This is a genomic window from Pseudomonas soli (genome assembly GCF_900110655.1).
GTDB lineage: Bacteria > Pseudomonadota > Gammaproteobacteria > Pseudomonadales > Pseudomonadaceae > Aquipseudomonas > Aquipseudomonas soli.
This window is the reverse complement of record NZ_FOEQ01000019.1, coordinates 1-22863: the sequence shown is the minus strand read 5'-3', so window position 1 is coordinate 22863 and position 22863 is coordinate 1. Positions and strand designations below refer to the sequence as shown.

General features: G+C 64.6%; 20 protein-coding genes and 1 rRNA gene. 13 read left to right on the top strand and 8 right to left on the bottom strand.

Going from position 1 to position 22863, the window contains the following annotated elements; translation table 11 throughout:
* Positions 1-144 precede the first annotated feature (144 nt).
* Entirely contained in the window at positions 145-1032 is an 888-nt protein-coding gene (locus tag BMY03_RS25080) for an NAD(P)-dependent oxidoreductase (RefSeq protein ID WP_094012558.1), read from the top strand.
* Here BMY03_RS25080 and BMY03_RS25075 read toward each other — a convergent pair.
* Both BMY03_RS25075 and rapA read right to left on the bottom strand, forming a co-directional pair.
* Positions 932-3196: a putative bifunctional diguanylate cyclase/phosphodiesterase gene (locus BMY03_RS25075; RefSeq protein WP_038706645.1), complete on the bottom strand. Its 2265-nt coding sequence runs from the start codon at positions 3194-3196 to the stop codon at positions 932-934. The two genes, BMY03_RS25080 and BMY03_RS25075, sit on opposite strands and share 101 nt — an antisense overlap.
* A gap of 256 nt (positions 3197-3452) precedes the next feature.
* The gene (gene rapA / locus BMY03_RS25070) at positions 3453-6299 is read right to left on the bottom strand and encodes an RNA polymerase-associated protein RapA (protein WP_094012557.1); all 2847 of its coding nucleotides are present in this window, start codon (positions 6297-6299) and stop codon (positions 3453-3455) included.
* 124 nt (positions 6300-6423) lie between these two features.
* Here rapA and BMY03_RS25065 point away from each other — a divergent pair, with 124 nt between their 5' ends.
* The 7 genes from BMY03_RS25065 to BMY03_RS25040 all read left to right on the top strand — a co-directional run bounded on the left by BMY03_RS25065 (position 6424) and on the right by BMY03_RS25040 (position 11260).
* Positions 6424-7116, top strand: a complete 693-nt coding sequence (locus BMY03_RS25065; RefSeq protein ID WP_023629473.1) for a M949_RS01915 family surface polysaccharide biosynthesis protein — start codon at positions 6424-6426, stop codon at positions 7114-7116.
* A 112-nt stretch (positions 7117-7228) separates the two neighbouring features.
* Complete coding sequence (locus BMY03_RS25060; RefSeq protein ID WP_023629474.1) at positions 7229-7555, top strand: hypothetical protein; 327 nt, start codon at positions 7229-7231, stop codon at positions 7553-7555.
* Between the two features lie 59 nt (positions 7556-7614).
* Positions 7615-7776 (top strand): hypothetical protein, encoded by a 162-nt coding sequence (locus tag BMY03_RS26455; protein ID WP_094012556.1) that lies wholly within the window; start codon positions 7615-7617, stop codon positions 7774-7776.
* A 135-nt stretch (positions 7777-7911) separates the two neighbouring features.
* The gene (gene ccoM, locus BMY03_RS26790) at positions 7912-8028 is read left to right on the top strand and encodes a cytochrome c oxidase subunit CcoM (RefSeq protein ID WP_023629476.1); all 117 of its coding nucleotides are present in this window, start codon (positions 7912-7914) and stop codon (positions 8026-8028) included.
* A 178-nt stretch (positions 8029-8206) separates the two neighbouring features.
* Positions 8207-10195: an FUSC family protein gene (locus BMY03_RS25050; protein WP_094012555.1), complete on the top strand. Its 1989-nt coding sequence runs from the start codon at positions 8207-8209 to the stop codon at positions 10193-10195.
* Positions 10182-10388: a DUF1656 domain-containing protein gene (locus tag BMY03_RS25045; RefSeq protein WP_023632903.1), complete on the top strand. Its 207-nt coding sequence runs from the start codon at positions 10182-10184 to the stop codon at positions 10386-10388. Before BMY03_RS25050 ends, BMY03_RS25045 begins: the two co-directional genes overlap by 14 nt.
* Positions 10389-10399: 11 nt before the next feature.
* Complete coding sequence (locus tag BMY03_RS25040; protein WP_038706642.1) at positions 10400-11260, top strand: efflux RND transporter periplasmic adaptor subunit; 861 nt, start codon at positions 10400-10402, stop codon at positions 11258-11260.
* Between the two features lie 108 nt (positions 11261-11368).
* Here the strand turns inward: BMY03_RS25040 and BMY03_RS25035 are convergent, their stop codons facing one another.
* Positions 11369-12097: an SDR family oxidoreductase gene (locus BMY03_RS25035; protein WP_038706641.1), complete on the bottom strand. Its 729-nt coding sequence runs from the start codon at positions 12095-12097 to the stop codon at positions 11369-11371.
* 101 nt (positions 12098-12198) lie between these two features.
* On the opposite strand from BMY03_RS25035, the gene BMY03_RS25030 reads away from it, so the two are divergent.
* Positions 12199-12978 (top strand): LysR family transcriptional regulator, encoded by a 780-nt coding sequence (locus BMY03_RS25030; protein ID WP_023633149.1) that lies wholly within the window; start codon positions 12199-12201, stop codon positions 12976-12978.
* A 21-nt stretch (positions 12979-12999) separates the two neighbouring features.
* Here the strand turns inward: BMY03_RS25030 and BMY03_RS25025 are convergent, their stop codons facing one another.
* Positions 13000-13758, bottom strand: a complete 759-nt coding sequence (locus tag BMY03_RS25025) for an SDR family NAD(P)-dependent oxidoreductase (RefSeq protein WP_038706640.1) — start codon at positions 13756-13758, stop codon at positions 13000-13002.
* A 114-nt stretch (positions 13759-13872) separates the two neighbouring features.
* On the opposite strand from BMY03_RS25025, the gene BMY03_RS25020 reads away from it, so the two are divergent.
* Positions 13873-14790, top strand: a complete 918-nt coding sequence (locus BMY03_RS25020; RefSeq protein ID WP_038706639.1) for a LysR family transcriptional regulator — start codon at positions 13873-13875, stop codon at positions 14788-14790.
* On the opposite strand, the gene BMY03_RS25015 is transcribed toward BMY03_RS25020, so the two are convergent.
* On the bottom strand, positions 14729-15943 hold the full coding sequence (locus BMY03_RS25015) for a GAF domain-containing sensor histidine kinase (protein ID WP_023629579.1): 1215 nt from the start codon (positions 15941-15943) through the stop codon (positions 14729-14731). The genes BMY03_RS25020 and BMY03_RS25015 overlap by 62 nt on opposite strands.
* A 183-nt stretch (positions 15944-16126) precedes the next feature.
* Between BMY03_RS25015 and BMY03_RS25010 the strand changes: the two genes are divergently transcribed.
* Positions 16127-16447: a DUF2025 family protein gene (locus tag BMY03_RS25010; RefSeq protein ID WP_023629578.1), complete on the top strand. Its 321-nt coding sequence runs from the start codon at positions 16127-16129 to the stop codon at positions 16445-16447.
* A gap of 15 nt (positions 16448-16462) precedes the next feature.
* Here the strand turns inward: BMY03_RS25010 and BMY03_RS25005 are convergent, their stop codons facing one another.
* Positions 16463-19045 carry a bifunctional diguanylate cyclase/phosphodiesterase gene (locus tag BMY03_RS25005; RefSeq protein ID WP_094012554.1) on the bottom strand — a complete coding sequence of 861 codons (2583 nt, stop codon included), beginning with the start codon at positions 19043-19045 and terminating at the stop codon, positions 16463-16465.
* A 52-nt stretch (positions 19046-19097) separates the two neighbouring features.
* On the bottom strand, positions 19098-20174 hold the full coding sequence (locus BMY03_RS25000; protein ID WP_177182956.1) for a diguanylate cyclase: 1077 nt from the start codon (positions 20172-20174) through the stop codon (positions 19098-19100).
* A 125-nt stretch (positions 20175-20299) separates the two neighbouring features.
* Between BMY03_RS25000 and BMY03_RS24995 the strand changes: the two genes are divergently transcribed.
* On the top strand, positions 20300-21394 hold the full coding sequence (locus BMY03_RS24995) for an MBL fold metallo-hydrolase (RefSeq protein ID WP_094012553.1): 1095 nt from the start codon (positions 20300-20302) through the stop codon (positions 21392-21394).
* Here BMY03_RS24995 and BMY03_RS24990 read toward each other — a convergent pair.
* Positions 21391-22266 (bottom strand): formate/nitrite transporter family protein, encoded by an 876-nt coding sequence (locus BMY03_RS24990; RefSeq protein ID WP_094012552.1) that lies wholly within the window; start codon positions 22264-22266, stop codon positions 21391-21393. The two genes, BMY03_RS24995 and BMY03_RS24990, sit on opposite strands and share 4 nt — an antisense overlap.
* A gap of 459 nt (positions 22267-22725) precedes the next feature.
* Between BMY03_RS24990 and BMY03_RS24980 the strand changes: the two genes are divergently transcribed.
* A 16S ribosomal RNA gene (locus tag BMY03_RS24980) occupies positions 22726-22863 on the top strand; the annotation flags it as partial.

Sequence of the window (22863 nt, the reverse complement as noted above, 5' to 3'; positions counted from 1 at the left end):
TAGCCATCACGGAGAAATTTCGCGACTTTATCAGTGCGTCTTTTTCTTGTGCGATAGGGGGTTTCCTTAGTCGGACTAAGGTTTTTCCTTTCTCACCCGCATTGCATCGTCCGTTTGTCACGCTTCTTTAATCTGGAGTTGCTCATGAGTACTGCGTTGCCTTCGTTGGGGTTTGCCGGGATCGGTCTGATGGGCCTGCCGATGTGCCGTCGGCTGCTGGCCGCGGGCTATCCGCTGACCGTGTGGAACCGCAGCCCGGATAAATGCGCCGAGCTGGTTGCCGCCGGCGCCCAGCTGGCCGGCAGCCCTGCCGAGCTGTGCCAGGCGGCGGACATGGTGCTGCTGTGCCTGGCCGACACGGCGGTGGTGCGCGAGGTGGTGTTCGGTGAGCAGGGCATCGCCCGGGGCGGGCGCAGTGGCCAACTGCTGGTGGACTTCTCCAGCCTCGAGCCGACTGCCACTCGGGAGATGGCGGCGGAACTGGCGGCTTTGTGCGACATGGCCTGGCTTGATGCTCCAGTGTCCGGCGGCACGCCGGGGGCCGAGGCCGGCACCCTGGCGATCATGGTCGGGGGCGAGGCGAGCGACCTGCAGCGAGCGCGCCCGGTGCTGCAAACCCTGGGCCAACGGGTGACGCACATGGGCGCGGTGGGAGCCGGCCAGGTGACCAAGGCGTGCAACCAGATGATCGTGGCTTGCAATGCGTTAGTGATCGCCGAAGTGGTGGCGTTGGCTGAACAGTCAGGGGTCGATGCACGGCTGATCGCCGAGGCGCTGGCCGGCGGGTTTGCCGACTCGAAACCCTTGCAGATCCTCGCCCCGCAAATGGCCGAAAGCCGCTTCGAGCCGGTCAAGTGGCACGTGCGCACCTTGCTCAAGGATCTCGACACCGCAGTGAAATTCTCCCGCGAGCAGGGCTCGGCGACGCCGCTCAGTGGCCTCGCCGCGCAACTGATGCGCCTGCACGGTAGCCAGGGTTATCTGCAAAAAGATCCGGCGACCCTGGTAGCGCTGTATCGCAGCAAGGATTGAGCTCGCCCGGCTGGCGGCCTAGCCGTTCGAGGATCGGCCGCAGCTCGGCCAGCGGCACCGGGCGGCTGAGCAGGTAGCCTTGCAGGTAGTCGCAGCCGTGGCTGGCGAGGAATTCGTGCTGCTCGACAGTCTCGACGCCTTCGGTGACCACTTTCAGGTGCAGGGTATGGGCCATGATGATGATCGCCTGGACGATCTCGCGGTCTTTCTGGCTGCCGGGCACGTCCTGGATGAACGAGCGGTCGATCTTCAGCACGTCCAGCGGCAGGCGCTTGAGGTACGCCAGCGATGAATAGCCGGTGCCGAAATCATCGATCGACAGCGCCACGCCCTGGGCACGGATGTGCTTGAGCAGGCTGATGGTGTGGTGGATGTCGCCCATCAGGGCGTTTTCGGTGACCTCCAGCTCCAGCTGGCGGGGCGCGAGGCCGGCCTGGAACAAGGCCATTTCCACCTCGGTGGCGAGCTCCTCGCGGCCCAGGGTGAGGGCCGAGCAGTTCACCGTGACCTTGAGATCGCCATAGCCATGGCGGTTGAGCTGGGCCAGGTCCTCACAGGCCCGGCGCAGTACCCACAGGTCCAGTTCGGCGATCAGGCCGTTGGCTTCGGCAATACAGATGAAACGGTCGGGGCTGAGCAGGCCATGTTGTGGGTGTTGCCAGCGCACCAGGGCCTCGAGCTTGGCCACCTGGCCGCTGCGCAGGTCGAAGATCGGCTGGTAGTGCACGCACAGGCCGCGCTCTTCGAACAACGCCACGCGCAGTTCTTCTTCCAGTTGCAGCTCGAGGGTGGCGCGGGTCTTCAGGCCGTTGTTGAAGAAGTTCAGGCTGTTGCGCCCGCAGCCTTTGGACTGGTACAGCGCCAGGTCGGCGTTCTTCAGCAGTTCCTCGGTGCTCTGGCCGTCGTCGGGGAAGATGCTGATGCCGATGCTGGTGGTCATCACCATGCGCCGGCCCGCCAGGTCGATCGGCTCCTTCATGCGCTGCATGATGCGCTGGGCCAGGTGGCGCGCCTCGTCGCGGCTGTTGAGGCTGGTGACGATGCAGAACTCGTCGCCACCGAAGCGGGCCACCAGGTCCTGGCCGCGCGTGGCCGCCTTGATATGGTCGGCGATGACCTTGAGAAGCTCGTCGCCAGCGGCATGCCCGAGGCTGTCGTTGATCCGCTTGAAGTGGTCGATGTCGAGGAACATCACCGCGAGCATGCCCTCATTGGCGGCCTGCTCGGCCAGGCGCTCGGCGAATACCTGGTTGAAGCCGCGGCGGTTGACCAGGTTGGTCAGGGCATCGTAGTGGGCGGCCTGCTGCAGCGAGGCACGGGCCTGGTCGAGCTGGCTGAGCAGTACGTTGACCCGGCGCAGGTCGTGCTCCTTGCTCTGCAGCTTCTTGTCGGCCAACGCCGCGCTGATGCTGCCAGCGCTGATCAGCAGCGTGATGACGGCGATGGTCAGCGCCAGTTGCAGGCTGTTGTCGGCCGAAGGCAGGCGCAGCGCGGTCTCGCTGGGGATCACCAGGGTCATCGCCGCCATGCCAGTGAAATGGGTCAGGACGATACCTGCGGCCATCAACAGGCTGGCGCCGTACTTGAGCAGCAGGTGCAAGGTGCCGCTGCCCTTGTTGAAATAGCGCGCCATCAGCAGCGCCACCAGGCTGGTGAGCACGGCGATGCCGATAGAGGCGAGGAGCAGGCCGGTCTGGTAGTACTGCTGGGCGCTGGTCTGCAGGGCGGCCATGCCGGTGTAGTGCATGACACTGATGCCCAGGCCGATGAACAGCGCGGTCTGCAGGTAGTGGCGCAGGCGCATCTGGCTGCGGTTGAGGCTGTTCATCGCCAGCCAGGCAGCCAGCAGCGCCACCAGCAGTGACAGGCCGGTCAGCGGGGCGTCGAAGTGGATTTCCAGGGGCGCCTGGAAGGCCAGCATGCTGATGAAATGCATTGCCCAGATGCCCCCGGCCAGGCAGCAGGCACCGAGCACACGCCATTGGCGGCGGGCGAAGCGGTCTTCGCATTGGCTCTGGCGTTCGCTCATGTCCAGGGTGGCGAAACAGGCGGCGCTGGCCACGATGAAGGCAAGCAGCACCAGGAAGGGGTTGTGTCGGCAGTCGAGGATGATCTGTCCGGTCGCCGGCAGCTCGGCGAACAATTGCAGTCCCAGCCACTCCATTGCAGGCCTCTTCGTCGAGTCTTCACTCGTCCCCAAAAAGCACGGATGGAGACTGTTCCTGCTGGAGTATAGGAACGGGTACCTAAGCCTTCCTGATTAATGGCAATTTGATTTCTACCATTTGGATATGGAGGCAATAGCCAGATGGTCTAAATGAATGGTTTGCAGGCCGTAACGAGCGCGGGGCAAGCCTGCTCCCTGCAATTCCGGGCCGGAATTGTGGGAGCGGGCTTGCCCCGCGATGACCGCCATGGGATCAACCGGCGACGAGCACCCGGATTGCCTCGAGGCGCAGTGCCGCTTTTTCCAGCGCCGCCAGGCCCTCTTCGCGCTGCTTGCGCAGGGCGTCGATCTCGCTGTCGCGCACGCTCGGGTTGACGGCCTTCAACGCAGTCAGGCGCGCCAGCTCCTCGTCGGCTTCGGCGGCGAGGCGTTGGCGGGCCTGGGCCACGCGCTCGTCGTGGGTTGGCAGGACCTTGGCCTCGCCCGCGGCGATGCGTTTGGCCAGCACGTCGCGCTGGGCCTGGATGAACTTGTTGGCGCTGGCCTTGGGCACGCTTTCAAGCTGGTCGTTGAGGGTTTCGAAGGCTACCCGCGGACCCAGGTCGTTGCCGTTGGTGTCGAGCAGGCAGCGCAGCGCGGCCGGCGGCAGGTAGCGCCCCAGCTGCAGGCTGCGCGGTGCCACCACTTCGCTGACATAGAGCAGTTCGAGCAGCACGGTACCGGGCTTGAGCGCCTTGTTCTTGATCAGCGCCACGGCGGTGTTGCCCATCGAGCCGGACAACACCAGGTCCATGCCACCCTGGACCATCGGGTGCTCCCAGGTGAGGAACTGCATGTCCTCGCGCGACAGCGCCTGGCCGCGGTCGTAAGTGATGGTCACGCCTTCGTCGTCACCCAGCGGGAAGCTGGCGTCGAGCATCTTCTCGCTTGGCTTGAGGATCAGGGCGTTTTCCGAGTGGTCCTCGCTGTCGATACCGAAGGCGTCGAACAGGGTTTCCATGTAGATCGGCAGGGCGAACTGGTCGTCCTGCTCAAGGATTGCCTCGACCAGCGCCTGGCCTTCGCCTGCGCCACCGGAGTTGAGCTCCAGCAGGCGGTCGCGACCGGTGTGCAGCTCGGCCTCCAGGCGCTCGCGTTCGGCGCGGGCCTCGCCGACCAGCTGGGTCCAGCCTTTGTCGTCGCCACCGGCCAGCTGTTGCAGCAGGCGCGGGCCGAACTGATGTTGCAGGGCGTTGCCGGTCGGGCAGGTGTTGAGGAAGGCGTTGAGGCCTTCGTGGTACCACTGGAACAGGCGCTCTTGCGGGCTGTCCTGCAGGTACGGGATGTGCAGTTGGATCGTGTGCTTCTGGCCGATCCGGTCGAGGCGGCCGATGCGTTGCTCGAGCAGGTCCGGGTGGGCCGGCAGGTCGAACATCACCAGGTGATGGGCGAACTGGAAGTTGCGGCCTTCGCTGCCGATCTCGGAACACACCAGCACCTGGGCGCCGAACTCTTCGTCGGCGAAGTAGGCGGCGGCGCGGTCGCGCTCGAGGATGCTCATGCCTTCATGGAACACCGAGGCCGGGATGCCGGAGCGCACGCGCAGGGCGTCTTCCAGGTCCATGGCGGTCTCGGCGTGGGCGCAGATCACCAGGACCTTGGTGCGCTTGAGCATCTTCAGGGTGTCGATCAGCCAGTCGACCCGAGGGTCGAAACGCCACCAGCGCTCGTCGTCGCCGGCTTCGCCCTGGGCCTGGAAGGCCACTTCCGGGTACAGCTCGGCGCGCTCGCCCGAAGGCAGGTCGGCGTAGGCCTCGGGGTTGGCCAGCGGGTAGGGGTGCAGTTGGCGCTCGGGGAAGCCCTGGATCGCCGCACGGGTGTTGCGGAACAGAACGCGGCCGGTACCGTGGCGGTCGAGCAGTTCGCGGATCAGGCGCGCGCTGGCCTGGCTGTCGCCATCGCTGACTGCGGCCAGCAGTGCTTCGCCTTCGGCGCCGAGGAAGCCCTGAATGGTGGCGTGAGCGTTCGGCGACAGACGGCCTTCGTCGAGCAACTCCTGTACGGCTTCGGCCACCGGGCGATAGTGCTCGCTTTCGGCGCGGAAGGCGGCCAGGTCGTGGAAGCGGTTGGGGTCGAGCAGGCGCAGGCGGGCGAAGTGGCTGTCCTGGCCGAGCTGTTCAGGCGTGGCGGTGAGCAGCAGCACGCCGGGAATCACCTGGGCCAGCTGCTCGACCAGCGAGTATTCGGGGCTGGCCTGCTCTTCGTGCCAGACCAGGTGGTGGGCCTCATCGACCACCATCAGGTCCCAGCCGGCGGCGAACAGCGCGTCCTGGGCCTTTTCGTCCTCGACCAGCCACTCCAGCGCCACCAGCGCCAGCTGGGCATCCTCGAACGGGTTGCTGGCGTCGCTTTCGATGAAGCGCTCGGCGTCGAACAGCGCAACCTGCAGGTTGAAGCGCCGGCGCATTTCCACCAGCCACTGGTGCTGGAGGTTTTCCGGTACCAGGATCAGTACGCGACTGGCGCGACCGGACAGCAGCTGGCGGTGGATGACCAGGCCGGCCTCGATGGTCTTGCCCAGGCCCACTTCGTCTGCCAGCAGTACGCGGGGAGCGATGCGGTCGGCCACTTCACGGGCGATGTGCAACTGGTGGGCGATAGGTTGGGCGCGCACGCCACCCAGGCCCCACAGCGTGGAGAGCATCTGCTTGCTGGTGTGCTGCAGGGTGTTGTAGCGCAGGGAGAACCACGACAGCGGGTCGATCTGCCCGGCGAACAGGCGGTCGCTGGCCAGGCGGAACTGAATGAAGTTGGACAGCTGCGTCTCGGGCAGTGTGCGCGGCTGGTTCTGCGGGTCGATGCCGTGGTAGACCATCAGGCCGTCGATGTCCTCGACCTCCTGCACGGTGAGCTTCCAGCCTTCGAAATGGGTGATCAGGTCGCCTGGCGAGAAACGCACGCGGGTCAGCGGCGCATTGCGTAGCGAGTACTGGCGGGTGTCGCCCGTGGCCGGGTAGAGCACGGTCAACAGGCGGCCATCCTGCGCCAGGATGGTCCCAAGACCGAGCTCGGCCTCGCTGTCGCTGATCCAGCGTTGCCCCGGTTGATACTGCTGCGCCATACTGCCAAAACTCCCGCGATGAAAAAGCTGGCCATGTTACCGGATCGGCTGCGCCAGACCAAAGAATCTCAGTGAGTCTAGCGTGTTCATCGACGAACACCCGTCACGAGGGCCATGCGCCAACATGTTTGCCAAGCACCGCTGGTTGAACGTCACCTTGGGCCTGGGCAGCCTGGCGCTGCTGGCCGCCTGCGAACAGAAAAGCTTCGAGATCCTGCCGCCAATCCCGGTCGAACAACTGGAAGTGCTCGGTGTGCAGACGCCGATCAAGAGCGTGCATTTTCATGACCGCGAGGGCGAGGGCCTGCTGGTGCTGAGCCGGGTCGACGGCCAGGCCACCGACCCCGATACCGAGGAGGAAGTCGACAAGGTGGTGCTCAAGGCCACCCTGTATGGCCGTGCCGCCAGTGCCGATGTCTTCAAGCCGCGCTGGCAGATCGAGCAGGAGACCACCTGCGCTGGCCTGGACCTGGACGTCGACTTCTATACCGATGTCAGTGATGTCGGCGACCTGAACAAGGACGGTGTCGCCGAAGTGACAGTGGCCAGCCATGCCTTCTGCGGTGGCGGTATCGACCCCCACGACATCGCCATCGAGATGCGTGAAGGCCAGGCGATCTACACCATCACCGGTCAGTCGCTGATCAGCCCGCCCGGTGAGGACCCGTTCGGCGGCGAGCGCGAAGACAGCGCATCGTTGAAGAATGCCCCGCCAGGTGTGCGCGAACATATGGATGCGGTCTGGCAGCAGGTTTACAAGCGGCCATGGAGCGAGGCGAGCCCTCCACCCGACGACCCGGACGAAGACGCCGAGTAGGCCCGCGCTATACTCCAGCGCAATGCGGCGTTGTGACACGCCGCACACCTTCGACCGCAGGCATTCAAGGCGGCGCACCACCAGCCGACAACAAGGCTACAGGAGACCTCCCATGCTGCCGCCAATCATCCCGCTCAGTGCCGCCCCCGTGACCTCGCAACACGACCCGGTCAAGCCGCCGCCGACCATTGCGCCGGTGGTGCCCACGCAGCCGACCTCCAGCGATGGCACGATCGACCTGAAGAATCATCGTGATCCCGAAGAGCAGGCCTTGCTGCTGCGTGACGAGCAACGCCGCCAGCAAAAAAGGCGCAAGCAGGCTGAAGGTGATCGTTACGAGGCGCTGCCGGGCGAGGAACTCAACGCCGACAACACCGTGCCGGTGGCGCCGATGGGCGAGCGCACGCGCCAGGGGTTGCTGGTGGATATCGAAGTCTGACTAGTCAGCGCCCTGGCAAGCCTTCATTATTGAGGCCTCTGCTGTCCGTCGAGCCCGCCATGAGCCAAGACAACCTGATCGATTTCGGCGCCGAACGCGCCAAACGCATTCACGACCTCAATGACAAGCGCCTGGACGACATGCGCCAGGCCTTCGAGCAGGCCATGCCACTGAGCCAGGCCAAGAAGAAAAAGCCCAAGGGCAAACCGAAGAAGCGCTGAAACTTGATGCAGGTCAACCCTGCACCCGCCTTCCGCGCCCGGCTCCGGGCGCCATTGACTCCGGTCAATTTTCCCCCTCCTCGCATTGGTTACCTTGCCCCCATCGGATGACGGCACATCAAGGGAGGAGCCGACATGTTCTTCGACAACGTGGTTATCGCCGGGGTGGTAACAGTCGGGTTGATGTTGGCCTTCTTCGCCGGTCTGGGCATTTTCATCTGGAAGGACTCGAAAAAGCGCAACCAGCGCTGATCCTTCCCGATACACGAGCACGCAAGGCATTTAGGGCGACTTCGGTCGCCCATTTTTTTTGCCTGCGAAAATCTGTCCATCTAGATGATTAGCTAGCTAATTAATCGTTTGCGCTTTATCCTCTCTTTCGTTGTCTATCTTTCTTCCTATTACCCCCTGCGCGCCCAAGGTCCGTTTCGTGCCCATCACCTTCCAGGCCCTGTTTGCCCCCAGCAGCCTCGCCCTCAAGTTCGCCATCAAGACCTTGCTCGGTGGCGGCCTGGCGTTGTGGCTGGCGATGCGCTGGGGCCTGGAGCAACCGGCGTGGGCGCTGATGACCGCCTTCATCGTCGCCCAGCCGTTGTCGGGGATGGTGGTGCAGAAGGGCTTGGCGCGGTTGGCCGGCACCCTGGTCGGCACCTGCATGTCGGTGGTGTTCATCGGCCTGTTTGCCCAGACCCCGTGGCTGTTCCTGCTGACCCTGGCCTTGTGGCTGGCCCTGTGCACCGCTGCCTCGACCCAACTGCGCAGCGCCTGGGCCTACGCGTTCGTGCTGGCCGGCTACACCGTGGCGATCATCGCCCTGCCGGCGATCGACCATCCGCTGCAGGTATTCGACCAGGCCGTGGCGCGCTGCACCGAGATCTGCCTGGGCATCGTCTGCGCCACCCTAACCAGCGCGCTGCTCTGGCCAATGCGCGTGGAGCAGCAACTGGCCGGCCAGGCTCGCCAGGCTTGGCACAACGGCCTGCAGGCGGCCAGCGCCATGCTTGGGGGCGAAGACGAGGCACGCAGCGGCCTGCTAGACAGCCTCGGGCGCATCGTCGCCATTGATGCCCAGCGCGAACACGCCTGGTTCGAAGGCAGCCGCGGCCGCCAGCGCGCCCGGGCGATCAGCGGCCTGAGCCAGTCACTGATGGTGCTTTTGCGCATCTCACGCTCGGTGCGCAGACAGTGGCGCCAGCTTGAAGAGGGCGAAGCCAGGCATCTGGCGCCATGGCTGGAAGAGGTGCGCGCTCACCTGGCCAGCCCCGACCAGCCCAGCTTGCTGCTGTTGCGCCAGCGTGTCTGGGACGCCGCCCACGACGAGCGGATCAGCCCCGCCGAGCATTACTGCCTGGCGCGCCTGAGCTTGCTGCTGGACTACACGATGGCTTGCACCCAGGCCCTCGACGACGTCGAGCAGGGGCGGGCGCCAAGAAAGGCGACACAGAGCCTGGCAACTCATCGCGACCTGTCCCTTGCCCTGCTGTTCGGTTCGCGCAGCGCCCTGGCCTTCCTGGCCATGAGCAGTTTCTGGCTGGCCACGGCCTGGCCATCGGCGCCAGGCGGCCTGGTGCTCACCTGTGTGGTCTGCAGCCTGTTCGCCAGCCGCGAGAACGGCGCGCAGATCGGCCTGAGTTTCCTGCGCGGTATCCTCCTGGCCATCCCGGTGGCGTTCCTGGTGGGGCAGATCCTGCTGCCGCAATGGAGCAGCTTCGCCATGCTCTGCCTGGGCATGGGCGTGCCGCTGTTCTTCGGCGCACTGGGCATGGCCCATCCGCGTACCGGGGCGACTGCCACTTCCTATTGCCTGCACTTCATCGTTTTGGTGGCGCCGCTCAATGCCATGCATTTCGATGTGGCGACCATGCTCAACAGCGCCCAGGCCATGCTGCTGGGCGTGGGCGCCGCGGTAATGGCGTTCCGCTTGCTGGTGCTGCGCCACCCGGCCTGGCTTGGCCGGCGCCTGCGCGCGGCCACGCAAGGCGACCTGGTGCGCCTGACCCGGCGCGACCTGCGCGGCGCCGACAGCTGGTTCGGTGGGCGCATGGCCGACCGCCTGATGCAACTGGCGCGGCATGCCAGTGAGCTGCCCGAAGCCGAGCGCAAGCGCTGGGACGATGGCCTGCACGGTCTGGATATCGGTGACGAACTGGTGCACCTGCGCATGTGCCTGGCCGTGGCCAAGGCGCCGCTGGGCAATGCCGAGCGCCAGTACCTGCAGCAGTTGCAGGCGGTACTCGCCAGCGGCCCGGCGCCGGGGCGGGGCCAGCGCCTGGACGCCGCCAGTGAAGAGTTCATCGAGGCCCTGCGCCGCCAGCCGCCCAGTGACCCGCTGCGCCTGGCCATCGGCGCGGTGCTGCAATTGCGCAAGAGCTGGGGCAAGTGGTGCCGCTGGCAGGAGGAAGCCCATGGAGTTGCGTGAGTGGGCAGTGGGCGGCGTGCTGCTCAGCCCGTTTTTGATCTATGTGTTGCTGGCGCTGGTGCTCACCGGGCTGTTGCGCTTCGTCGTGCAGGCCACCCCCCTGGGGCGCTGGATCTGGCACGAGGCGTTGTTCGACGCGGCACTGTTCGTCTGTGTGCTGTATGGGGTGGTGCGCCTGTCAGGCCCTTTGTAAGGAGTAAGTCCATGCGTACAGTCGTACGTACCCTGGTCACCTTGTGTGTGGTGATCCTCGCTGTTTTTGCCGGCTATCAACTGTGGCAGTACTACATGCTCACGCCCTGGACCCGGGATGCCCGGGTGCGTGCCGACGTGGTGGTGATCGCCCCAGACGTGTCTGGCTGGGTCAGCGCGTTGAAGGTGCATGACAACCAGCAGGTGAAGGCCGGCGAGCTGCTGATGAGCATCGACCGCGAACGCTTCCAGGCCGCCTTCGAGCAGGCCACCGCCGTGGTCGAGACGCGTACCCAGCAGTTGCGCCTGCGCGAGCGTGAGGCCGCCCGGCGCACTGCCCTGGGCCCTGAGGCGATCAGTGCCGAGTTGCGTGAGAACGCCCAGATCAACGCCGCTGTCGCCCGCGGCGAACTGCACGAGGCCGAGGCCCAGTTACAGGTGGCAAAGATCAACCTGGCCCGCAGCGAAGTCCGAGCCCCGCGCGGCGGGCATATCACCAATCTACGCCTGGCCGAGGGCAATTTCGTCAACACCGGGCAATCGGTGATGGCGCTGGTGGACGATGCCACTTTCTATATCCAGGCGTATTTCGAAGAAACCAAGCTGCCGCGGATTCGCGTCGGTGACCCGGTCAAGGTCTGGCTCATGGGTGCCGGCGATGCGATGCAAGGGCAGGTGGAAAGCATCAGCCGAGGGATCACCGACCGCAACTCGACGCCGGATGGGCAGTTGCTGCCCGAGGTGGAGCCAACGTTCAACTGGGTGCGGCTGGCGCAGCGCATTCCCGTGCGCATCCGCCTGGACCAGGTGCCCGAGGGCGTGACCCTGAGCGCCGGCATGACGGCGAGCGTGCAGGTGCATGAAACGCCTTGAAGGCGCAGGCCTGCGCCCACTGGATTGCGCATGACTTGAACCCGGTGCGGTCGGTTTGGGAGCCGGCTCGCCGGCGAACGGGGCGCATGGCGCCCCCGGTACTCAGCCTCAAGGCTGCTGGGCAGTCGCCGCCAGCACGATCTCGCGAATGCACACTTGCTGCGGCTGCTGGTAGGCCCAGACGATCGCCCCGGCGACATCCTCCGCCGACAGCACCACGCCGCCCATGTCATTGGCCTTCCACGCTTCGTAGTCGCGCTTGATGCCCTCGTCGGTGGTATGCCCGAGCAGCTCGGTCTCCACTGCGCCCGGCGCGATGGTCACCACCCGCACATTGTGCGGCGCCAACTCCTCGCGCAGGTTCTCCGACAACCCGTGCACGGCGAACTTGCTGCCTACGTAGGCCACATGGTTGGGGAAGGTCTTGCGTCCGGCCACCGAGCTGACATTGATCAGGGTGCCATGGCGCCGCTCGACCATCCCGCCGATCAGCGCGTGCACGCCGTTGAGCAGGCCTTTGACGTTGATGTCGAACATGCGCTCCCATTGTTCCGGGTCCTGTTCGTGCATCTGCCCCAGCAGCATCACCCCGGCATTGTTCACCAGGGCATCGGCCGGCCCGTACACGGCTTCGGCCTCGGCCACGGCGGCCACCAGCGCCGCGCGGTCGCGGATATCCACGGCGCGGCACAGGCAATCAGGCAACGCCAGCGCCTCCAGGCGATCCAGGCGGCGGGCGATCAGCAACAGCGGATGGCCCGCGGCGGAAAAGCGTTGGGCGGTGGCGGCGCCGATGCCGGAGCTGGCGCCGGTGATAATGATCAGGGGTTTGTTCATGGTTGCCTCCCAGGCATAATCACTTTCGATGGCCAGGATTCTAGATAACCCTTTCGGCCATGAAAAACGGCTTATTTCTCTGGCTGGCATCGGTTCTATCTATGGATATCCGGCATCTCAAGGCTTTTATCGCGGTATTCGAAGCGCGCAACATCACTGTAGCCGCCCAGCGCCTGTGCGTGGCGCAGCCGACCTTGTCGGTGACTATCCGCCAGCTGGAGGATGACCTGGGCGCCGAGCTGTTCCTGCGTCAGGCCCGTGGGGTCGAAGTCAGCGAGCAGGCGCGTGAGCTGTATCCCCAGGCCTGTCGCATGGTGGCCGAGGCCGATGCGCTGCGCCTGCGCTTTCGCCAGGGGCAGGAGCGGATGCCTTTGGCCCTGGGCATCGAGGCGGACATCGCGCCGGCCCAGGTCGAGGCTTGCGTGCGCCTGGCCAACCAGGCGGTGGCGGGCCTGCAATTGACCTTGCTCGAAGGCTGCGACGGGGATGCGCGGCTGGCCGATGAGGCCCAGCGCTGCGAGGACGAACTGTTCCTGCCGTTGTGGGAGGAGGCCTTTGTGCTGGTGATGGCGACCGGCAGCCAGCCGGACGGGCGCTGGATCACCTGTCCGCAGCATCCTTCGCACCAGCGCCTGATGGGGTTGTACGGCGAAGGCGAGCAGGTTGGCCAGGCCGGTTCGTTGCAACTGGCGCTGGCCATGGTCGCCGCCGGGCTGGGCGCGGCATGGTTGCCGCAGTCCCTGGCCGAGCGCTGTCCCGGGGTCTACTGGCGGCCCGGCAGCGGCCTGGCACTGCGGCGCCGGATCGGCTTGTGCATCACCCATGAGGCTTTGTCACTCCCTGCCGTCGCCGCGCTGCACCAGGCCTTGAACAGAGCTTGAGCGCATTGCGCAGCGTGCGCCTCAGAGGAACATGCCCCCCGACACCTCCAGCCGCTGCCCGCTGATCCAGCCATTGCCATCTTCCAGCAACAGGGCGATGGCCGCGCCGATATCGTCGGGCAGGCCGACCCGGCCCAGCGCGGTGTTGCCAGCGATGTAGTCATTGACCTGCTGATTGTCACGCACCACGCCCCCGCCGAAATCGGTCTCGATGGCGCCCGGCGCGAGAATGTTCACCCGGATGCCGCGCGCGCCCAGTTCCTTGGCCTGGTAGCGGGTCAGTACTTCCATGGCGCCCTTCATGGCCGCATAGGCGGCATAGCCGGGCAGGGCGAAGCGGGTCAGGCCGGTGGAGATGTTGACGATGCGCCCGCCGTCGGCCAGCAGCGGCAGCAGGCGCTGGGTAAGGAAGAACGGGCCTTTGAGCTGGATGTTCAGCAACTGGTCGAACTGCGCCTCGCTGGTCTCGCTGAATGGCACGTTCAGGCCGATGCCGGCGTTGTTCACCAGGAAGTCCAGCTGACGGCGGCCGAACTGCTGTTCGAGGGTGTCGCCCAGGCGTTCGACGAAACCTGCGAAGCTGACGCTGTCGCTGACGTCCAGTGGCAGCATGGCGGCGCGCACGCCGGCCTGCTCCAGCGTGGCCGCAACGGCGCGGGCTTCGTCGGCCTTGCTGTGGTAGGTGCCGATGATGTCGATGCCACGGGCGGCCAGGTGTTCGGCGGTGTTCTTGCCCAGGCCGCGGCTGGCGCCGGTGATCAGTGCGATCTTGCGAGTCATGTCGGATACCTCGTTATGGCTGGCTGTTGCGGACAGGTTATTGATCGTGGATAGGCTGTTAAATCCACGGATTCCGGAAATACTGTTCGTATAAATAGGACAATGAGGATGGGTATGAACAAGCTGGATCTGCTGCGTACCTTTGTCAGGGTCAGCGAACTGAGCAGTTTCACCCTGGCCGGCGAAAGCCTGGGGCTGCCGCGCTCGACTGTCTCCGAACAGGTGCGGGCGCTGGAAAACCTGCTCGGCACGCGCCTGCTCAACCGCACCACGCGCCGGGTGCGCACGACCCAGGACGGCGCCTTGCTGTACGAGCGCAGCAAGGACCTGTTGTCGGGCATGGATGAGATTGAAAGCCTGTTCAGCGCCGACGACGCCGAGCTGGCCGGGCGTCTGCGGATCGACCTGCCTACCATGATGGCGCGACGGGTCATCGTGCCGGCGCTGCCGCGGTTTCTCGAGCGTTTCCCGCGCCTGGACGTGGAGATCAGTTGCACCGACCGCCAGGTCGACCTGCTGCGCGAAGGTTTTGACTGCGTGATGCGCATCGGCATGCTCAGCGACCTGGATGTGGTAGCGCGCCCGGTTGGGCGGCTGAGCATGCGCAACTGCGCCAGCCCCGCCTATCTAGAGCGGCATGGCCTACCCCGCAGCCTGGAGGACCTGGCCGACCATAGATTGGTCCACTACGTGCGCAACCTCGGCGCGCGCAGTGCCGGATTCGAATACGAGCAGGGCGGCGAACTGCGCTTCCAGGCCATGGCCGGCGTGGTCACGGTGAACAATGCAGAGGCCTATTCCGCTGCCTGTCTTGCTGGGCTCGGTCTGATTCAGGTGCCGGCGGTAGGCGTCGACGAGCATCTGCGTGACGGTGAACTGGTGTCGCTGCTCGAGCCCTGGCAGGCGCGGGCCATGCCGGTTTCGCTGTTGTATGCGCGGCAGCGCCATGTGCCGCGCCGGGTCCAGGCGTTCATGAACTGGCTCTCGGTGCTGCTGGAGTCGCAGGTCGATCCGCCGGCAGGTGAACACTGAACAGCGTGCCCGCCTCGGCACTGGACGTCACCTCCATGTGACCGCCGTGGGCCAGGGCGATCTGCTTGGCGATGTACAGGCCCAGCCCCAGGCCTGCCTGGGGCGCGCCGGAGATCGGTCGGGTGAAGGGCTCGAACAGCAGGGGTAGGGTTTGTGGGTCTATCGGCGTGCCCTGGTTGTGCACGCTAAGGTCGAACGTATTATCGCTGAGGGTCGCACGCACGGTGACCGGGCCCTGTGGATCGCCATGAAGCAGGGCATTGGCTATCAGGTTGGACAACAGTTGCGTGATCCGTTCGCGGTCACACAACAGTCCTCCAACTTGGCCAATGTCAAGGATGATGCGCCGTCGCGGGTGCACACGCTGCAGTTCGGAGGCCACATGGCCGAGGGCTTCGGGCAGATCGTGGCAAGGCTGCAAGTTCAAAGGGATCCCCGCACCGAGGCGGCCACGGGCAAAGTCCAGCATATCGCGCACCAGTTCGGTGGCTCGCCGGCCGCAGGTACGGATATGCAGGGCGATAGCACGTTGTTTGTCGTCCACCAGCCGTTGGCTGAGCAATTCGGCACCGGCAGTGATGGCGAACAGCGGGTTGCGCAGGTCGTGTCCGAGTACCGCAATGAACTGCTCACGGACCTCGGCCATGGCGCGCTCTTTGTGCAGGGCACGCTCAGTGCGCTGGGCGCTTTCCTCGCTTTCGATCTGGATGGCCAGCAGGCGGGCGAACGATTCCATCATTGGCTGGATTGCCGTGCCTTTGAGTTGCGTTGGCTGGGCGTCCAGGGCACAGATGGTACCGAAGAAGCTGCCGTCGGTACGTAGCACCGGAACTGAAATGTAGCTTTCGAAGCGATACTGGTGCGGGGCGTGGTGGCGGCAGTACTGCTCATCCTCGCTGGCCTTGTCGATGATGATGGTCTGGCGTGTACTGCGGATTTCGTGGCACAGCGTGGAGGCGACCTCGAGTTCACCGCCTACTTCGAGGCCGAATCCCAGGGTGTCGAGCACCGCGCAGGCCGTCCAGCTGCTTTCGGTCACCCGGGCCACGGCGGCAAAGCGCAGGCCCGTGGTCTCGCAGATGACCTGGAGGATGGCCGGCACGGCGTTGATGCGACCAATGATGGCGATGTCGGCGGTGACGGCCTGGGTCATGAGGGGCGGATCCGATAACGACGAAGGGGCTCGAAAATCCAGTCTAGCGGGCCTTGGCGCGATGGGTGAAAAACCTTGGCGAACGGTCTGGCACTTGGGTTAGGCTGGCACTTGCGCGTTGCCCGCCAGAGGCGACCGCCCCCTCTGCGTGCGTCACTTCCGAATTCTTTGCGAGGTTACGCCATGGCCATCACATCCCAGGACATCTGCATCGCCGCCGACCAGCTCAAGGGCTTCGTCGGCTTTCACGGCAAACGCGGCACCCATATCGTGCGGTTTTCAGAGGACGCGTTCGGCATGGACGTGGCCGACGACAGCATCACGCCCTGCAGCGAGTTCGTCTGGCGGCCCGAGGCCGATGCACGCATGGCGCTGTGCCGAGAGCGCCTGGCGTTGCTGCTGGAACAGCATGTGGATGACAGGTTAAATATCGGCGAGCCGTTGCGCATCTACCTCAACCGTACCGATTTGCCCGAGATTGTCGCTGAGCGCAACCTGCGTTGAGCCTGGGCAGTGCATTCAGGACGCATCCTGGCGAACTTCCCGGTTAGCCAGCAGCGCCTCGAACGCGGCCCGGTCCACCGGCCTGCTCAAGTAGTAGCCCTGCACCTCATGGCACTGCTCCTTGTCCAGCGCCTTCAATTGCTGCTCGGTCTCCACGCCCTCGGCGGTCACGGTCAGCCCCATGGCCTTGCCGAGGTTGATGATCGCCTGGACCACGGCCCGGTCGTTGCCGCTCTGGCTGCTCAATCCGGCGATGAAGCGCTTGTCTATCTTGATGCTGTCGAAGGGGTAGGTGCGCAGGTAGCCCAGTGACGAGTAGCCGGTGCCGAAGTCGTCCATGTTCAGGCGCACGCCCAGTTCCTTGAGCGCGAGCATGGTGCCCAGGGCGCCTTCGATGTCGTTGAGCATCACGTTCTCGGTGATTTCCAGCTCCAGGCGCTGGGCGGGGAATCCGGTGTCCAGCAACACCTGGCGCACATCGGCGACCACATCGCTACGGGAGAACTGCGCGGGCGACAGGTTGACCGAGACCAGCAGCTCTTCGGGCCAGTCACGGGCATTGCGGCAGGCTTCTTCGAGCACCCAGCGGCCCAGCGGGACGATCAGGTCGCTCTGTTCGGCCAAGGGAATGAAGGTGTCTGGCCCGATAAGCCCTTCCTGGGGATGCTCCCAGCGCAAAAGAGCTTCCACCGAAACAATGCGCAGATCGTCCAGGCGGTAGCGTGGCTGGTAGTGCAGCACGAACTCGTGCTGCTTGATCGCCCGGCGCAGGTCGTTTTCCAGCTGGCGGCGGTACTGGATCTGCTGGTTCATTTCCGGCGAGAAGTAGCGCCAGGTGTTCTTGCCGTCGGCCTTGGCCTGGTACAGGGCAATGTCGGCGCAACGGATCAGTTCGCCGGCATCGTAGCCCTGTGCCCGGGTCTGGGCGATGCCGATGCTGGCGCCGATGTGCAACTGGTGCTCCTCGAAACCGATGGGTTGTTGCAGCAGGTCGAGCAGGCGTGCGCAGAAGCGGTCGATCTCGCTGCGGTTGTCCAGGCCATGCAGGGCCAGGACGAACTCATCGCCACCCAGGCGGGCAACCAGGTCATCGTCGCGGGTAGTATCGCGCAGGCGGCTGGCCACTTCCTGCAACACCGCATCGCCGGCGGGGTGGCCGAGGGAGTCGTTGATCGGCTTGAAGCTGTCCAGGTCGAGCAGCAACAGCGTCAGCGGCGGCGAGTCGCTGCCGCGCAGCAGGGCTTGTTCGAGATGGCGCGAGAGTTTGTTGCGATTTGCCAGGCCCGTCAGGGCGTCGTGCATCGACAGGTGCTGGATGCGGGCATGGGCGGCAACCTCGTCGGTGATGTCGCTGGCGGTGCCGCGAAACCCGGCGAGCTTGCCTTCATAGATGATCGAGCGCGCCGACACACGGCAGTAACGGTTCTGCCCGGTGGCGTCATCGTAGTTGCAACGCAGGTTGGCCAGTTGCTGCGTGTCGCTGTCGGCCTCGTTGTCGAGCCAGGGCAGCAGGGGCGTGGTGTCGCAGGCCAGCAACTGGTTGAGCGGCTGGCCTAGCCAGTCCTCGATGCGGTAGCCGGTGACGCTGACGAAGCGCTGCGACAGGTAGGTCAGGCGGTGATGGCGGTCGGTTTCCCAGATCCAGTCGGAGGCTGCTTCGGCCACTGCGCGAAAGCGCTGCTCGCTGGCCTCCAGGGCGCGGTTGCTCTGCTGCAATCGCAGCAGGCTTTCATCTATTGCCCGGGAACTGCGCAGGGCGTGGCGGAACAGGTAGAGCACCACCAGGCCAAGCATCAGGAATACCGCCAACAGCGGCGGCAGGAAGGCATGGAGCAGTTGGCGGCCCGGCAACGGCGTGTTCCATACCAGGTGATAACCGGTTTCGCCGAGGGCGATATGCGGTTGTCCGGCCTCAGCGACGGTGCTTTTCTCCAGGCGCATGCCGGTCAAACCCGCGCCTTTGCCCAGAACTGCGAGCTTGGTTTCGGTCAGCTGGTCGACGAACACCATCACCGGCGCCTGTTTTACATCAGCCTCGGTCACTTCCTTGTCCGGGCGTACTGCCGCGGCGCTGAGCACTGCGGGCCAGCCGTTGAAGCGTACGAAGTGGGTTACCTGCTCGCGGGCCGGTGCTGCCCTGCGCGCCGCGTCGATGATTGCCGCCAGGGGGCTGTCGATATGGGCGCTAGCCGGCGAGTCGGTGGGTTTGCCCTTGAACAGGGCGTAGGTGGTGCGCTCATCCTCGACCACGAACACACCTTCGTAGCCGCTGGCGCTGTACAGCGACTCACCGACGTTCTTTTCGTCATATGCCCACTGCCAGTCGACCTTGCCTACCAGATGTGCGTAGGCGGCGTCCCAGACGGCGTAGCTGGAGAGGAACTGGCGCGAGGCCACCAGCCGTTGTTCCAGTGCCTGAGAGGCCTGGAAGGTGCTTTGCTGCAGCGCCTGGCGGTCCAGCGTGGTGGCGATGTTGAACAATGCCACCAGGGTGAACACGCAGGCGAGCCCGAACAGCGCGCAGAAACCGCCGACCAGGCGGCGCACCTGCAGGCGCGAGGTGGGTCTGGAGGATGAAAGGTCGACGTTCCTGTCCATGTACGGGCGACTCCTTCAACTGCTGTCTTGCGCCCGAGGCCTGGGCGAAGGTTCAGTCAGGATAGGCCAGCCTGAGCGTGGCGGCCTCGCCGCGAGCGAAATTGACCTGGTCGCGCCCCTGGTGCTTGGCGGCATACAGGGCCTTGTCGGCCTGTTCCAGCCAGTGCTCCGGTGAGGCGAGGCCCGGACGGAAGTCGGCCAGGCCGATGCTCAGGCTGATGCGCAAGCCCGGCAAGTGCGGGTTGCGGTAGGCGGCCACGTGTTCGCGCAGGCGCTCCATGGCCTGGCAGGCCTGGGCTTCGTGGGTGCCGGGGAGGATTACGCAGAACTCGTCGCCGCCATAGCGCCCGGCCAGGTCGTCTTCGCGCAAGCTGCGCTTGAGCTCCTGGCTGAGTTGGCGCAGCACGCAGTCGCCGACCACATGGCCGTAGGTATCGTTGATGGTCTTGAAGTGGTCGATGTCGATCAGCGCGATGACCGCCGGCAGCCTTTGCTGCTGGCAGATCTGGAACTTGAGCAGCAGCAGGTCTTTCCACGAGCCATGGTTGAGCAGGCCGGTCAGGCTGTCGGTACGGCTCAGGGCGCTGAGGCGGCGCTTGTGTTCGGTCAGCTTGATCGCCAGCTGATAGCACACCCAGCCCAGGGCCAGGGGGTAGAGGGTCAGCATCGGCAGGCAGGCGAGGACCTGCAACTGCGTGGCCTGTGTCTGCAGGCCTGTGCCGAGCAGCGCGGTGGCCAGGAGCATGCCGCACAGCTGCGCAAACAGGCCGCGTAGCAGCACGCGTTTGCCACCGGCGGCGACGTTGTTCATGGTCATCATCGACAGGATGGTGACGCTGGGTAGCGGGTTGAAGTGGATAGCCGCAGTCCAGAAACCGCCCATCAGCGAATCCAGCAGGATGTTGCGCTGCTCGGCCTGGTAGGGAGTGGCCGAGCGCAGGGCCCACAGGTAGGCCGCATGTGGCCAGACCAGGCCATTGAGCAACAGCAAGGCCCAGGCCCAGGTCGGTGGGTTCAGCGGGGCGATGGCGGCCATCACGGCGAACAGGCCGATCCCCAGGCCGATGATGCGCGGCAGGTAGATGCGCCTGACGAAAGAGAGCCCCTTGCCGCTGCGGTTGTCGATCATGGTTATCGTTCTTCTGTGGAGCGCCGTTTATCGCATAAGTAATGTGAATATTGTTGAACAATCCTTCATCGGCGAAAAATGACCTTGCAAGCCATTTCACGGTTGATCCGACCCTGTGGAGTAATATGAAGGCTTTCCTCTTTTGCGGAGTGCTGCTGCTCATGGTCCCCATGGCTATCCCCGCTGGCGAGCCGGCACCGCAGCGTGACGGACGCTTTCTCAACCAGGTCGAACTGCCCAAGGATGGCGTGCTCAAGAAGCTGCGCATCGGCGTCAAGTACCTGTTGCTGCGCAAGCCACCGCAAACACGACCGGATGCGGCGCTGACCCTCCAGCCGATGACCCGCCAGCAGGTGGCTGACGCACCGGATCACAGCCTGTGGCGCCTCGGCCATTCCACCGTGCTGCTCAAGTTGCGCGGGCGCTTCTTCATTACCGACCCGGTGTTCGCCGAGCGCGCCTCGCCGGTGCAATGGGCCGGGCCGTTACGCTTCCATGCGCCGCCGCTGGCGCTGAGCGACCTGCCGCCACTGACTGCGGTGATTCTCTCCCACGACCATTACGACCATCTGGATGAGCAGGCCATCCGCCAACTGGCACCGCGCACCGAGCATTTCCTAGCACCGTTGGGCGTGGGGGACCTGCTCATCGAGTGGGGCGTGCCACCGGCCAAGGTGCGACAACTGGACTGGTGGCAGGAAACCGAAGTCGAAGGGGTGCGCTTCGTCGCCACGCCTGCCCAGCATTTTTCCGGGCGCGGGCTGTTCGACAGCAACCGCAGACTCTGGGCGTCCTGGGTGATGATCGACGAAGGGCTGCGGCTGTTCTTCAGTGGCGATACCGGCTATTTCGACGGTTTCCGTGAAGTCGGCGAGCAGTATGGGCCGTTCGATCTGACCCTGATGGAGACTGGCGCCTATAACGTTGCCTGGCCCAATGTGCACATGCAGCCGGAACAGACCCTGCAGGCGCACCTGGACTTGCGAGGTCGCTGGCTGTTGCCGATTCATAACGGCACCTTCGACCTGTCCATCCACGGTTGGCAGGAGCCCTTCGAGCGTATCCTGGCCCTGGCCAATACCGCCCAGGTGCTACTGAGCACGCCGCAGATGGGCGAGCGGGTCAGCCTCGACTCGCCGCACCCCGGGCAGAACTGGTGGCGGCCACGGCCATTGCCGCAGCGGGGCAGGGGAGCCGAACGGGCGGTTGCGGCGCGCTAGTCCTTGGTCTGTTTGTCGTCCTTCAATAGCTTCGAGGGAGGCTTGCCGCTGTCGCTGCGTACCTGGGCGTGGCTGATCAGGGCGAAGATGAAGCTGCCGCCGATGATGTTGCCCGCCAGGGTGGGCAATGCGAAGTCGAGCCAGAACGCTTGCCAGGTTTCATCGCCGGCCCAGACCAGGTACGACACCTCCACCGAGCCCACGACAATGTGGGTGAAGTCGCCGAGGGCCATCAGGTAGGTGATCACCAGGATGATCCAGATCTTGGCGTGCTCCATGGACGGGATCATCCAGACCATGGTGGCGATCATCCACCCGGAGACGATGCCCTTGGCGAACATCTGGCTGATGTCGTTGGTCATCACCTTGCGGCCCACCTCAAGGAAGGCGATGTCGGTCTTGCTGTCGAAGATCGGCAGTTCGAGCATCACCCAGGCCACCAGCAGCGTGCCGGCCAGGTTGCCGAGCAGGACGACGCACCACAGGCGCAGCAGCCGGCCGAGATTGCTCAGGGTGGGCGCGGTCATCACCGGGAGCACGGCGGTCAGGGTGTTCTCGGTGAACAGTTGCTGGCGGGCGAGGATCACCGCCAGGAAGCCTGCGCTGTAGCCCAGGCTGGCGACTACCTGGGCGCTGTCGCCTTCGGGCAGGCGGGCATAGAACAGCCCCATGGCCATCAACGACAGGCCCATGGTCAGACCGGCCGCCAGCGCGGACCACCACAAGGCGGCGAGGGTGCGCTCCAGTTCCTGGTCGCCCTGGTAGCGGATGATCTCGTGCAAGACAGCCGCCCGCGGCGGCTGGTTGTGGCTGACTTCCTGCTCTTCGTCCGCCGATAGCCCCGGGGTCTTCTCATTCTGTGCATCGCTCATGGCAAAGCCGCTCCGCTTGCGTGTTTCTCTACAGAGCGGCAACCGTGGCGAATAGTTGCCGACGTGCCGTCGGATGGTGATCGAAAGTTTTTCAGATCAAGGTGTTGACTCTGAAATCAAACCGCGTATTATTCGCCTCCTCGCAGCGTTGAACGCCACGAGGCAAGCGGTAAGTTGTTGAGGTAGAAGGTGTTTTGCAAAAAGCGGCTTCTGAAAAACTTCAAAATAAACGCTTGACAGCAAATGAGGAAAGCGTAGAATGCGCGCCTCGGTTGAGACGAAACGCTCTTAACCAAACGCTCTTTAACAAATTGAATCAAGCAATTCGTGTGGGTGCTTGTGAGTATGGATTGATAGTCGCCAAGATTATCAGCATCACAAGTGGCCATGCGAGAAATCACATAGTCATTTGAGATTGCTGAGCCAAGTTTAGGGTTTCTTAAAAACCCAAGCAGTATTGAACTGAAGAGTTTGATCATGGCTCAGATTGAACGCTGGCGGCAGGCCTAACACATGCAAGTCGAGCGGATGACGGGAGCTTGCTCCTTGATTCAGCGGCGGACGGGTGAGTAATGCCTAGGAATCTGCCTGGTAGTG